The 12,686-nt window shown below is 39.5% G+C and carries 17 protein-coding genes; 8 read left to right on the top strand and 9 right to left on the bottom strand.

Translation table 11 applies throughout. The features are described from left to right. Positions 1 to 3: 3 nt before the first annotated feature. Together I2H52_RS00380 and I2H52_RS00375 are read left to right on the top strand one after the other, a co-directional pair. A complete protein-coding gene (locus I2H52_RS00380; protein WP_042768777.1) occupies positions 4 to 840 on the top strand; it encodes an alpha/beta fold hydrolase in 837 nt (278 codons plus the stop codon). A 1-nt stretch (position 841) separates the two neighbouring features. Next, positions 842 to 1,717 carry an SDR family NAD(P)-dependent oxidoreductase gene (locus I2H52_RS00375; RefSeq protein ID WP_042768732.1) on the top strand — a complete coding sequence of 292 codons (876 nt, stop codon included), beginning with the start codon at positions 842 to 844 and terminating at the stop codon, positions 1,715 to 1,717. Positions 1,718 to 2,055: 338 nt separating this feature from the next. On the opposite strand, the gene I2H52_RS00370 is transcribed toward I2H52_RS00375, so the two are convergent. Continuing rightward, positions 2,056 to 3,537, bottom strand: coding sequence for a M protein trans-acting positive regulator PRD domain-containing protein (locus I2H52_RS00370; RefSeq protein ID WP_195593644.1), 1,482 nt, complete (start codon positions 3,535 to 3,537; stop codon positions 2,056 to 2,058). A gap of 310 nt (positions 3,538 to 3,847) precedes the next feature. On the opposite strand from I2H52_RS00370, the gene I2H52_RS00365 reads away from it, so the two are divergent. From I2H52_RS00365 to I2H52_RS00345, 5 genes are all read left to right on the top strand, one after another. Next, positions 3,848 to 4,084, top strand: coding sequence for a GlsB/YeaQ/YmgE family stress response membrane protein (locus tag I2H52_RS00365; protein WP_049500538.1), 237 nt, complete (start codon positions 3,848 to 3,850; stop codon positions 4,082 to 4,084). Positions 4,085 to 4,183: 99 nt separating this feature from the next. Beyond that, positions 4,184 to 4,747 carry an alkaline shock response membrane anchor protein AmaP gene (amaP, locus tag I2H52_RS00360; RefSeq protein ID WP_195593643.1) on the top strand — a complete coding sequence of 188 codons (564 nt, stop codon included), beginning with the start codon at positions 4,184 to 4,186 and terminating at the stop codon, positions 4,745 to 4,747. A gap of 11 nt (positions 4,748 to 4,758) precedes the next feature. After that, the gene (locus I2H52_RS00355; protein ID WP_000454669.1) at positions 4,759 to 4,929 is read left to right on the top strand and encodes a DUF2273 domain-containing protein; all 171 of its coding nucleotides are present in this window, start codon (positions 4,759 to 4,761) and stop codon (positions 4,927 to 4,929) included. A gap of 11 nt (positions 4,930 to 4,940) precedes the next feature. Then, a complete protein-coding gene (locus I2H52_RS00350; protein ID WP_000072932.1) occupies positions 4,941 to 5,525 on the top strand; it encodes an Asp23/Gls24 family envelope stress response protein in 585 nt (194 codons plus the stop codon). A 41-nt stretch (positions 5,526 to 5,566) separates the two neighbouring features. Further along, positions 5,567 to 5,770, top strand: coding sequence for a CsbD family protein (locus tag I2H52_RS00345; RefSeq protein ID WP_000102421.1), 204 nt, complete (start codon positions 5,567 to 5,569; stop codon positions 5,768 to 5,770). A gap of 217 nt (positions 5,771 to 5,987) precedes the next feature. On the opposite strand, the gene I2H52_RS00340 is transcribed toward I2H52_RS00345, so the two are convergent. From I2H52_RS00340 to I2H52_RS00330, 3 genes are all read right to left on the bottom strand, one after another. After that, the gene (locus tag I2H52_RS00340) at positions 5,988 to 6,509 is read right to left on the bottom strand and encodes a hypothetical protein (RefSeq protein WP_195593642.1); all 522 of its coding nucleotides are present in this window, start codon (positions 6,507 to 6,509) and stop codon (positions 5,988 to 5,990) included. A 70-nt stretch (positions 6,510 to 6,579) separates the two neighbouring features. After that, a complete protein-coding gene (locus tag I2H52_RS00335) occupies positions 6,580 to 7,104 on the bottom strand; it encodes a thiol-disulfide isomerase (RefSeq protein ID WP_195593641.1) in 525 nt (174 codons plus the stop codon). 101 nt (positions 7,105 to 7,205) lie between these two features. Continuing rightward, positions 7,206 to 7,661, bottom strand: a complete 456-nt coding sequence (locus tag I2H52_RS00330; RefSeq protein WP_195594890.1) for a GNAT family N-acetyltransferase — start codon at positions 7,659 to 7,661, stop codon at positions 7,206 to 7,208. Between the two features lie 69 nt (positions 7,662 to 7,730). Here I2H52_RS00330 and I2H52_RS00325 point away from each other — a divergent pair, with 69 nt between their 5' ends. Then, positions 7,731 to 8,390, top strand: a complete 660-nt coding sequence (locus I2H52_RS00325) for a prepilin peptidase (protein ID WP_195593640.1) — start codon at positions 7,731 to 7,733, stop codon at positions 8,388 to 8,390. Here I2H52_RS00325 and trpA read toward each other — a convergent pair. Genes trpA through trpD form a run of 5 tightly spaced genes read right to left on the bottom strand, consistent with a single transcriptional unit; the run spans position 8,362 to position 12,686 of the window. Then, entirely contained in the window at positions 8,362 to 9,138 is a 777-nt protein-coding gene (gene trpA, locus I2H52_RS00320; RefSeq protein ID WP_195593639.1) for a tryptophan synthase subunit alpha, read from the bottom strand. The genes I2H52_RS00325 and trpA overlap by 29 nt on opposite strands. Then, a complete protein-coding gene (trpB, locus tag I2H52_RS00315; protein ID WP_125828078.1) occupies positions 9,131 to 10,354 on the bottom strand; it encodes a tryptophan synthase subunit beta in 1,224 nt (407 codons plus the stop codon). Before trpB ends, trpA begins: the two co-directional genes overlap by 8 nt. Continuing rightward, positions 10,332 to 10,931: a phosphoribosylanthranilate isomerase gene (locus I2H52_RS00310; protein ID WP_049520407.1), complete on the bottom strand. Its 600-nt coding sequence runs from the start codon at positions 10,929 to 10,931 to the stop codon at positions 10,332 to 10,334. The genes trpB and I2H52_RS00310 overlap by 23 nt, the downstream gene beginning before the upstream one ends. Beyond that, complete coding sequence (gene trpC / locus I2H52_RS00305) at positions 10,918 to 11,685, bottom strand: indole-3-glycerol phosphate synthase TrpC (protein ID WP_049520406.1); 768 nt, start codon at positions 11,683 to 11,685, stop codon at positions 10,918 to 10,920. Before trpC ends, I2H52_RS00310 begins: the two co-directional genes overlap by 14 nt. Beyond that, a complete protein-coding gene (trpD, locus tag I2H52_RS00300) occupies positions 11,682 to 12,686 on the bottom strand; it encodes an anthranilate phosphoribosyltransferase (RefSeq protein WP_049520405.1) in 1,005 nt (334 codons plus the stop codon). The genes trpC and trpD overlap by 4 nt, the downstream gene beginning before the upstream one ends.

Genomic DNA, 12,686 nt, shown 5'->3' with positions numbered 1-12,686 from the left:
ACAATGTCATATCTTACAACTAAAAATCAATACATCACTGTCCAAGAAAACCAAATCGCCTATCGCGAACTCAGCAAAAGCAAATCAAAACTACCTCTTCTGATGCTGGTCCATTTGGCAGCAACTCTCGATAACTGGGATCCAAGACTATTAAACTTGATTGCTGAAAAACACCATGTCATTGTAGTCAATCTTCCTGGTGTTGGAGCCAGTCAAGGCCAAGTGGCGCCAACCATTCCTGGAATGGCTGAGCAGACAATTGACTTTGTAAAAGCGCTTGGTTACGATAAAATCAATCTCCTCGGCCTTTCTATGGGAGGAATGATTGCCCAAGAAATCATCCGAATAAATCCTACTCTAGTCAATCGTTTAATCTTGGCTGGAACAGGTCCTCGAGGTGGAAAAGAGGTCGATAAGGTAACAGGGAAAACCTTTAACTATATGTTTAAAGCGGGACTCGAGCGCATCGATCCTAAACGCTATATCTTCTATAATCATGATGAACAAGGGAAAATCGAAGCTTTGAAAGTCCTAGGACGAATGGGTATGAGAACAAAGGAATTTGCGGATAAAGACATGAACGTATCAGGTTTCCTAACTCAACTCAAAGCTATTAAACGTTGGGGGAAAGATCCTCAAGACGACCTAACATTTATCACTCAACCAACCTTAATCGTTAACGGGGACAAGGATATGCAGGTTCCAACGGAAAATTCCTATGACATGCATGAGAAAATCGAAAATAGTAAGCTGATTATCTATCCAAATGCAGGGCACGGTTCGATCTTCCAATATGCAGAGGAGTTTTCAAAAGAACTCATTGCTTTCTTGGAGGACTAATATGGTCAAAACCATTCTAATAACAGGTGCTACTGACGGTATCGGTAAACATTTGGCAAAGAAACTGGCCAGCCAAGGTCATCATGTCATTCTTCATGGTCGAAACCCTCAAAAACTTGAGCTGGCTCTTCAAGAGGTTCGAGCAGTTTCCTTGAGAGGCAGAGTTTCTAGCTACCTTGCGGATTTTTCAAAATTAGACGATGTTTATCGATTTGTGGAAGAAATCAAGCGAGACTTTCAAAGTATCGATGTCTTGTTTAATAATGCAGGACTTTATGGAGGAAAAGAACGAAAAGTGAGTACTGAAAATGTCGAATTGACTTTTATGTTATCCGTTCTCATTCCCTATATGTTAACAATTGAGCTAAGCCCCTTGTTAGAAAAAGCGCCTGACGGTCGTATCATTAATACCTCCTCCTATATGCATCATTTTGCCAAGGTCAAGGATTTAGACTTTGGATTTGAGAACAATTATAATCTCGGATTGGCCTATAATAATTCTAAACTTTACACTATTTGGATGACACGCTATCTAGCCAGAGAGTTCTTCTTAAGAGGTTCAAACATCACCATCAATTCTTACCATCCAGGTTTGATTTCAACCAATTTGGGGAACGATTCCAGTGATGAAAAAACGAAAAAGTCTCTCTTTGGCCGCTTGATGAAGTCACTCTCTAAGAATTTAGACGAGGGAATTAAAACAGGCTACTACCTCACCTTATCAGAAGAAGTCACTGGTTTGACAGGCTATTATTTTGATGAGAAGAAAGTAAAGTTTGTATCCGAAAAAGGATATCATTTTGAAAAAGCAAAAAATTTAATCACTTACTGCAATGATAAAATTGAGTTGTTTCAAAATAAGTCCACAATATCTTAACTTTATTATGACTCGACTATCAAGAAAAAGATGATATCAAAACTTATCTATTTTCTATATCCTAAATAATTTGCCCCACTTTTGCCACGTTTTGAAATAATCACATTCAAAATTATTCCAAGTATCTTCCAAAAATCGTTTATATTTCAACATTTTTGGTTAGTTTCAAGATGAAGATTTCTTAAAAATGCTTGCAGGGGGCATCTAAATACAACAGGAAAAGCCTTGATAACCAAGGCTTTTTTGCTTAGTTTCTTAGGTTATTCTGAGTCTAATATAGATAAAATTCTTTCCTTATAAAACAAAAAACGCTAGATAGCGTTTTTTGTTATTCTTAGTTACTCGTCTAATCGAATAAACATCATTGCGTTAAGCAAAGAGATGAGAGCGACTGTATTGACATTATTAGAATAGATCAGTCTCTTATTTTCAATAGGAGGAATAATAAAATTAGAAATAATGATGTCATAAGGTGATTCTTTTAGAGCATCAAGTGATAACTCTAATTCACTCCAAACTTCCAGTTCAAAATTGTTACTACAATAGTAAGAAAGTGTCTCAGCTATTGATTTTGCATGATACTGATCAAAATTACTCATGACCAAAACCTTTAATTTAGGTTGATTTTGTAAAAGGTTTAACACTAAGTGTTTACTATGGGTGATAAAAGTATAAGACAAATGATTGACTTTCATTGAACTACGATCCATATCCAAAGCCTCTAGATAGTGTTCAATCCCTTCCTTCACCTCTGAAACAAAGCGAGGGAAAATATTTTGAAAGTTCTTGATTGTATTGCCTTTTTGATCAAATAAGATAAACTCTGTTGATAATTCCTGGCGATGCAGATGTGCTGTATTATGCAGATGCCAAATCAGATTGTCCTTATTGTCTACTTGAAGATTATACTCTCTTGATACCTGATCTACTAGATCTCCCAATAACTGATACGATTTTTTTACATAGCTGTCTGTTTTTGCATGGTTCAAGAATAATTCTTCATCTATGAAAAACATTTTTTGAAAATAGGATACAAATAATTGACCTATTATTTCTTTATTCAGAGAGATATGATATTCAGAGTCAAAGCTCGCTACAATCTCGTCAATTCCTTCTGCCTGCATAAACGATTCCAACAATTGATTGTTAAAAGAGTCTCTCTCAACTTCCATGAAATGAGCAAACTTTATGCGATATAAATTTGTAACCAGAAGTAATTTTAACATTCTATGAGTTGATAAATTCATCGGGAAAGAAGTTGCTTTATAGACTAATTCCAATAATTGAGACAAGGGTTCTTGAGAAAAATCTTCAAAGGGCCATTCAAGGAAATAATATTTCTCTGAAAAATACTGGGCAAAAAAGTAACGGATATCAATCTCATTTCCAGTGATTCGAACTGGATTGAGGCTTATTTCAAAACGATATTGTTTCTTAATAATTTTATTAATGTGACTGATGATACGATAAAGAGAGGAAGAACTGATATAAAACTCTTTGCAGAAACTATCAGTATCACATCCTTCATTAAAGAAGATAAATTCTAAAATTGAAAAGTGGGTTGAATGCTTAAAAAAATGATGATAGACCATCTCAATATCACTATCATCGGTATTAATGATACGGATGCCGTTTGTCGAGGAATGAAATAGCAAGTCAGGAAAAGAAGATCTGACTTGAGACAAGTCATCTTTTACAGAACGTTCTGTACAGTGCAATAATTCTGCTAGTTCTGAAATATGAAACCAGCGTTTGTTTTCAAATAGTAATTCTAATAATTCTAATTGTCTGTGACTTTTTTTCGATAATAAATCTCTCATGAACAGCTTTTCTCTCTTTGTAATAAACTAAAGGATTGTCTTTCAATCTTCATGCAATTATACCATATAGAGTGGATTTATCCTCTTAAAACGACTTTTGCTTGTCATCAAAAGACTAGTCTAATCACTTAGAAACTCAGTAGCACCAAGATTTTCTTATTTATTTGTACCTAAGGTGTATTTTTATAATACGTAATTCAAGACAAATTATTACCTTTCCATATTTAAATGTTATATAATAAATGATATCAAAGAAAATTATTTTCTGAAAATGATTCTTTGATTTAGAAATAGAAAAGGAGGATACACTATGTTGTGGTCCATTATTGTTGGAGGTCTTATTGGTCTCATCGCAGGTGCAATCACTAAAAAAGGTGGTTCAATGGGATTGATTGCGAATATCATTGCAGGTCTTGTCGGTTCGTCTGTAGGGCAATCACTTCTAGGAAGCTGGGGACCTTCATTGGCTGGAATGGCTATTATTCCGTCAATCGTTGGTGCTGTGATTGTTGTTGCAGTCGTTTCATTTCTATTTGGTAAAAAATAAGCATTACCTAATAAGAAATTAAAAGTGATAAGCCATAATTTTGAATACTGTAGACGGGTAAAAATATGGTTTAAAGCTTTTCAATTGAAAGGATTTAATATGTCAAAATCAAAGAAAATATTGTTACTTATTTTCTGTATTTTAATCTTGGCTATTTTCCTTCCTATTCTCATAGATTATCATCAGGTCAGTGATTTAGATATCCACTTATTCAGTTGGAGAGAACTCTACGCTGAATTTCTGATTGCTAGATATGTCTTTTGGGGGACACTTGTCCTATCTGTTTTAGTGTTAATTTCAATGTTAGTAATACTCTTCTATCCTAAACAGTATTTAGAGATTCAATTAGAGACTCAAGAAGATACATTAAAACTAAAAAATTCAGCTATCGAAGGCTTTGTTCGATGTTTGGTCATTGATCATCAGTTGATCAAAGAACCAACAGTCCATGTAAATAGCCGCAAAAATAAATGTTTCGTTTATGTTGAGGGCAAAATTCTTCCTTCGGACAACATCTCAAATCGATGTCTTGTCATCCAGAATGAAATAACTCATGGATTAAAGCAGTTCTTTGGTATTGAACGTGAGGTAAAACTTGAAGTTAAAGTTAAAGAAGTTGAACCTCCAAAAACGACCAAAAAGACTGTTAGTCGTGTAAAGTAAGGAAGTAAAAAATGGAATGGTTTAAAAAATATCAGTATCCAATTATTGCAGGTCTAGTAGGTGTCATTCTCGCTTGCTTTATCTTATCCTTTGGCTTTTTCAAAACACTCTTTGTACTAATTTGTGGAGCCCTAGGAGCATTTGCAGGATACTATGTTAAGGAAAAATATTTAAATAAATAAAGGAGTCTCGTATGTCAAACGTAGATAAAAATGTAGAAAAAAAAGATGTCGCTGTTGTTTCTCAAGATGTTAAAGGGGAACTCACTTATGAGGATAAAGTAATCCAAAAAATCATTGGTCTTTCACTTGAAAAAGTACCTGGACTTTTGGATGTGGATGGAGGATTCTTCTCTAATCTAACAGAAAAAATTATCAATACAGATAATGTCACTCATGGTGTCAATGTTGAAGTTGGGAAAGAGCAAGTTGCAGTTGACTTGAACATTGTTGTTGAGTACCAAAAGAATGTCCCTGCTTTGTACAAAGAAATCAAAGATGTTGTCGTATCACAAGTTACAAAAATGACTGATCTAGAAGTGGTTGAAGTCAATGTGAATGTTGTTGATATCAAAACGAAGGAACAGCATGAAGCAGATTCAGTTAGCCTCCAAGACCGAGTAACTGATGTGGCTTCTTCAACAGGAGAATTTGCTTCAGAACAATTTGAAAAAGTGAAATCTGGTATCGGTTCAGGTGTTGCTGCTGTTCAAGAAAAAGTAGGCGAAGGTGTTGAAGCCGTTAAAGGCGAAACAAAAGAAAATGCTCGCGTACACTAATTCATCTGGTCAAAATCAATCAATTTAAAGGAGGCAGAATCATGTCAACAGAAGAAAAATTAAACCAAGCAAAAGGTTCCATTAAAGAAGGTGTCGGCAAAATGATCGGCGATGAAAAAATGGAAAAAGAAGGAACAGCTGAAAAAGTTGTTTCTAAAGTAAAAGAAGTTGCTGAAGATGCTAAAGACGCTGTCGAAGGCGCTATTGAAGGTGTGAAAAACATGCTTCACAAAGACGAAAAATAAGGCTAAACGTTAATTGACCTTTTCATTATAGTAGTCAAAAAGAGGACCGCAAATGTCCTCTTTTTTTGTAGATAGGATTCTAAACACGTTTCCCAATTTTCGTTAAAAGGAATTGTCAACAGGAAGAGCCTTGGAATCAAGGCTTTTTGCTTGTTTAAAATAATATGGCTCCTTTTAAAGATACAACATTTAAAAGGTTACACACTAATAGACTGGCTTACTTATCCACCACCTGTGCTTCAAATTGGGCTGGTTGGTTGTCTACATTGGTAATGCTTATCGTGTAGGGCTTGTTATTGGTGGCATCAAACACTTTTTCACCTTGGTAATTCACAACAACTCCATCTTTTACTAAATAAATATCTGGTTGGGTGTTTGGAAGTTCTTCATCCTCCTCATCCAAACCATGGCTTTTTATAATTTTTTGTCCCTCTACTTCATAGTAAACATCACCATTTCTCTCACTCCAAACACTTGAGCCAGTTAATTTAATTCTGCTTGAATCATTTTTCTTCAAGATGAAGATTGAATAGTATTCCAAATCTTGCGTTCTGGGATTTACTCTTAAGCTGACGGATTGACCTGGTTGAAGAGTGTATTTGCCATAGTTCAAAACGGAAAAGACAAACCAGACTAGCAGCAAACTATACAAGACTCCTATAATCGTTCGTGAGCGCCTACTCTTAAACAAACGTAAAAGTAACACAAAAGAGACAATAAAGAGCAATTCTGTAAACATTCTTGTCCCTCCTTTCTCATTATCGTTGAAATCCTAAACAGAATCTCGCCTCCATTTCTCACTAGTAACATCAACCATACAAAGTCTGATACATCTTATCTAGAAAAGCTTTCAACTCTTTTCGAACAATCTTTAATAAGCGTTCTTCTTCGGCTTGAGATATCATCACACTTTCTTTATTTTGATTACTAATATAAGAATAGTATCTACGTTTTAGGGTTAATTGCTTATCTAAAATATAGTAGGCATTTATTTTTTCCTCATTTACCATTGTTTCAAATATAACAGAGACTTCATCCCTTCTAGGATTCGACATTTTCAAATCGAAGTCTCCTTTTATCCCTATGGAGTCAATTCCTCCACCCAAGCGAATGGCACCGTCGGGAGGAACGACATAGCCTGCTTTACGAATGTCAGACGCATATCTCCCTGAATCCGTTAAATGTTTTAAGACGGCTATAGTGTCCTTTTCTTCAAAGGAGGTCTTTAATTGGAACCGTTCTTGGTGGCTTTGATACTGAGAATAAAGATTGATACCAACAACTAGGGCAAGTACAGAAGCGAGCAAGATTCGTATTTTTCTAGGTCTCGACATTTTTTCTCCTCTATCTAAGAAATCATAGTAATCTTGTTTCTAACTTTGAAAGATAACTTCCTTTTCCTTGAAAATCCTTGGAACTCTAACTCAAGTGACTGTTATCTGCCCTTTTTCATGATGTATTTTCGTATAGGTGTTTCGACCATTTGAACGATTTCAAATCCTTCTTTTTGGTAAAGATTGTAAGCTGTTTGATTTGCCTCGTAGACATTTAGAGAAATAGTATCTATGTCTTCATTTTCAAAGGCCAAACTAACAAATTTCCTTAAAGCCTGGCTACCTAAGCCTTGACCCTGTTTCTGGGGGTTGATAAAAAATCTTCCAATATGAAGATTACTGTCTTCTTGCCTGATTTTCTGGATGAGCCCCACAAACTCTTGTCCTTCAAAGATTGAAAAGATTCCTTCCAAATCTTGCAAAACTTGAATTGTCAAGGGAAAAGGAATCATTGGTCCCATCCATTGTTCTTGAAAGGATTTGCCAAGGAAGTTGGACCATTGGCATACGAATTGAGCATTTTCTGGGCTCACATTTTCTTCAAAACGAATTGTCATCTTGACCTCACTATCTTGTTTATGTTTCTCCATTATACTACTTCTCCTATTTTTTACGAATAGATAAGTATGATTGATATTTATTTTTTTCTTGTCGGGAGCATTCTCGCTTCCTTTCTTGGTTTGGTCATTGACCGTTTTCCTGAGCAATCCATTATCCAACCTGCTAGTCACTGCGATTCCTGTCAGACTCGCTTGCGTCCCTTAGATTTGATTCCGATTCTCTCGCAGGTCTTTAATCGCTTTCGCTGTCGTTACTGCAAGGCTCCTTATCCTGTCTGGTATGCCCTCTTTGAACTAGGCTTAGGACTCCTCTTTCTATCTTGGTCTTGGGGTTTTCTTTCCTTGGGGCAAGTCATCCTAATCACTGCTGGTTTGACCTTGGGCATCTACGACTTTCGCCATCAGGAATATCCCTTACTGGTCTGGATAACTTTCCATCTGCCTCTAATGGTCTACTCAGGTTGGAATCTAGTCATGGTCTTCTTCCTTGCTCTTGGAATTTTGGCTCATTTTATCGATATCCGCATGGGCGCAGGGGATTTTCTCTTTTTAGCTTCTTGCGCTCTCGTCTTTAGTGCAACCGAATTACTGATCTTGATTCAGTTTGCTTCTGCTATGGGAATTCTAGCCTTTCTCCTGCAAAAGAAAAAGGAAAGACTTCCTTTCGTGCCTTTCCTCTTAATTGCTGCTTGTGTGATTATTTTTGGTAAGCTACTGCTTGTTTGATAAAGTCCTGAATCGGCTCTCCTTGGTGGAGAGCTTTTACAATTTTCGAACCAACGATAACACCATCTGACACCGCATTGAAGCGTTCTACTTCTGCTTGACTAGATACGCCAAAACCTGTCAAGACTGGGATGTCAGCTACTTGATGCAATTGCGCCAGGTGCTTGTCCAAGTCTGCACGGTAATTTCCTGATTTCCCTGTTACCCCATTGATGGCAACGGCATAGACGAAGCCTTCTGCCCCTGCAATCAACTCTTTTTGACGCTCAATTCCTGTCGTCAAACTAACTAGGGGAATCAAGGCAATGTCTGTGTCTGCCAAAAAGGGCTCTACAAAGTTGGCATGCTCATGAGGCAGGTCTGGAATAATCACTCCCTTAACCGCTGTATCTGCTAAATCTTTGACAAATTTCTCCACACCGTACTGAAAGAGGGGGTTGAAGTAGGTCATGATGACCACTGGCACCTCAGTCTGAATGGTTTTCAAGGTTTCAACCAAAGCTTGTGTAGAAGTCCCGCGAGCTAGACTACGCAAGCCTGCTTCTTCGATCACAGGTCCATCTGCAACAGGGTCTGAAAAGGGAATGCCCACTTCAATAGCTGAAACACCCAAATCTTCTAAAAAGTGGATTGTTTCAGCGAGACCATCCAAACCTTTCTCATGGTCTCCAGCCATGATATAGGGAACGAAAATTCCTTTTCCAGCTGCTTTGATAGCATTCAATTTTTCTGTTAGTGTCTTAGGCATGGGCTTCTCCCTTCTTTGCTGCATCTGCTTCCAAGCGGTCTTTGACTTGAACTACATCCTTGTCCCCACGACCGGATAGGCAGACAATCATTGACTTGTCTGGACCAAGTTCTTTTGCCAATTTCACCGCGAAGGCAATCGCATGGCTAGATTCCAAGGCTGGAATAATCCCTTCCACACGAGACAAGAGTTGGAATCCTTCCAAGGCTTCCTCGTCAGTCACAGGAACATAGCTGGCACGTTTGATATCGTGGTAGTGAGAATGTTCTGGACCGATACCAGGATAGTCCAAACCTGCTGAGATAGAGAAGGCTTCAAGAATTTGACCATGAGCATCTTGGAGCACATCCATGAGAGAACCGTGGAGGACACCCGGACGACCCTTGGTCAAGGTCGCTGCGTGATGCTCCGTGTCCACACCAAGCCCTGCTGCTTCAGCCCCATACATGGCAACAGACTCATCTTCTACAAAGGGATGGAAGAGACCGATGGCATTCGAACCCCCACCAACACAAGCTACTAGAGCATCTGGCAAATCTTGACTTGTCAAGTCACGGTACTGTTGTTTGGCTTCTCGACCGATGACACTTTGGAAGTCACGAACGATTTCTGGGAATGGATGAGGTCCTAAGGCAGAACCAAGGATATAGTGGGTATCATCGATATTCGCTACCCATGAACGAAGGGCTGCATTGACCGCATCCTTTAGCACGCGCGAACCATCTGTCACGGCCTCAACCTTAGCTCCCAAAAGCTCCATACGAAAGACATTAAGGGCTTGGCGTTTGACATCTTCCTCACCCATGTAAATGGTACATTCCATGTTAAAGAGGGCCGCAGCTGTTGCAGTTGCCACACCGTGCTGACCAGCACCTGTTTCAGCGATAATTTTATTTTTGCCCATACGTTTAGCCAGAAGAACTTGTCCCAAGGCATTGTTAATCTTGTGGGCCCCTGTATGGTTGAGGTCTTCACGCTTGAGATAAATCTTGGCTCCGCCAATATGCTGGGTCAAGTTTTTTGCGTAGTAAAGAGGAGTTTCACGTCCTACGTACTGGCGCAAAAGTTGGTTCAATTCCTCTTGGAAGCTTGGGTCTGCCTGACTTTCACGATAAGCTTTTTCCAACTCCAAAACTGCTGTCATCAATGTTTCTGGGACGAAACGTCCGCCGAATTTTCCGTAAAATCCATCTTTATTTGGTTCTTGATATGCCATGCTTTACCCTCTCTATAAATCTTCTAATCTTTTCCTGATCTTTCTGTCCATCTGTCTCCACTCCACTCGATACATCTACTGCATAGGGAGTAAAGTGTTGAATTGCTTCTTCTACATTGTCTTCATTAAGCCCACCTGCGATGAAAAATGGCTGGGCTAGTCCAGACGTATCTAGTTGACCCCAGTCAAAAGTCTGTCCACTCCCTGCTACAGGAGCATCAAAGAGTAAATAGTCTGCCTGAGAATTGGGGACATGACCATTTCCATCCACCTGCACCGCCTGAATGCTAGCGCAAGGCAAATCCTCAAACAAATCATCTGCTACCTGACCATGAACTTGAACCAAGTCCAAGCAAACTTTGTCAATCGCTTCTAGCAGTTCTGCCCGACTTGGTGAAACAAATACGCCAACCTTCTTAACGTTCACAGGAATGAGCTTTGCCAGCTCTGTAGCCTCTTCCAAGGTCACCTGTCTTTTACTGGGTGCGAAGACAAAACCGATGTAGTCTGCCCCTGCTGATACGGCTGTCTCTACCGCTTCTTTGGTCGATAGTCCACAAATCTTAACCTTTGTCAATCTGCAACTCCTTGATTCTCTGGGCTACATCTTCTGCCTGCATGAGAGCTGTTCCCACCAAAATTCCGTTAAAGTATGGTGCTACTCGTTTTGCATCCTGCCCTGTGAAAATAGCAGATTCAGAAATGTAATAGCGACCTTCCTTAAAGTACTGGGCCAAGTCTACACTGGTCTGCAAGTCGACTTCAAAGGTGGTCAAGTTGCGGTTATTAACCCCAATAATCTCAGCACCCAGTCTGTGGGCTACCTCTAGTTCAGCTAGATTGTGAGTTTCCACCAAGACTTCCAGACCAAGCTCTGTCGCGTAGTCATACAGTTCCTTGAGGCGTTCTTCTGACAAGGCAGCCACGATGAGCAAGATAACTGTCGCGCCGGCATTGCGAGCGCGGATGATTTGTTTTTCATCGATGATAAAGTCCTTGTTGAGCGTCGGAATCTCTACTTGACTGGAAATCTCCCGTAGATAATCCAAATGCCCTTTAAAGAAAATCTCATCTGTCAAAACCGAAATCATCACTGCTCCGTTCGCTTCATAAGTCTGGGCCTGTTGCACAATATCCACATCGAGATTGATATCTCCCAGACTAGGGCTAGCCTTCTTGACTTCAGCGATTACCTGTAAACGATCTTGGTGATTCTTCAAAAATTCAGCTAGGCGATAGGTCTGGCGTAGGGGCTGGACTTCCTCCAGCTCCATCTGCTCGACCTCATGAGCCTTCTGCTCCAAAATTCGTGCTAAAAATTCCTGACTCATTTTTGATACTCCTGTAACAGTCTGAGTTTTTCTAGGGCCTTACCACTAGCAATCACTTGACGGGCCAAGGCAACTCCTTCCTTGATACTAGCTACCTTACCATTGGCATAGAAACCAAGACCAGCATTCAAGACTGTCGTTTCCAAGAATGGACTTGGTTCGTTTTGAAGAACGCTAAGCAAAATCTCTGCATTTTCCTGAGCATTCCCTCCACGGATATCTTCGATAGCGTAGTGTTTCATCCCCAAATCCTCTGGAGTGAAACTTGACAAGGTGATTTCGCCATTTTCAAGAAGAGCAATCTTGGTTGTTCCGTTCAAGCCAGCTTCATCAAGACCTTCTGGTCCAGCAACCACGATGGCACGTTTGCGACCCATATTTTTCAAAACCTGAGCTGTACTTTCTAGAAGTTCTGGACGACTAATGCCAAGCAGCTGTGTTTCCAAGGCCATTGGGTGAATCAGTGGACCAGTCAAGTTCATGATCGTTGGAATTCCCAATTCCAAACGAGCTGGCATGATGTACTTCATAGCTGGGTGCATATTTTTAGCAAAGAGAAAGACGATTCCAGTTTTATCGAAAACCTTACCTAGTTCAGCTGGTTTGAGGTCAAGATTGATGCCCAATGCTTGAAGGACATCTGCCGAACCTGATTTAGAAGAAATCGAACGGTTACCGTGCTTAGCCATATGAATGTCGCCACCAGCCAAGACAAAGGCTGCAGTTGTGGAAATGTTAAAGCTGAAAGACTTGTCACCACCTGTACCACAGTTGTCCATTGCATCATGGATTTCAGTTGGAATGTGTTGGGCATGGCCTCTCATGACTTGTGCAATGGCTGTGCGTTCTTCAGGTGTTTCCCCCTTCATCTTAAGGGCCAAGAGAAGAGAAGCAATCTGCGCTTCGGTTACACGCCCAGTTACGATACGCTCGATTACATCCGTCATTTCCACACCTGATAAATTTTCAAATTTTGCTAATTTTTCAATAATCTCTTTCAT

This window comes from Streptococcus oralis (genome assembly GCF_015561235.1).
In the GTDB taxonomy this organism is placed as follows: Bacteria; Bacillota; Bacilli; order Lactobacillales; family Streptococcaceae; genus Streptococcus; species Streptococcus oralis_BK.
Note: the sequence above shows the minus strand (reverse complement) of the source record. Positions and strands in the feature narration are given on the sequence as shown.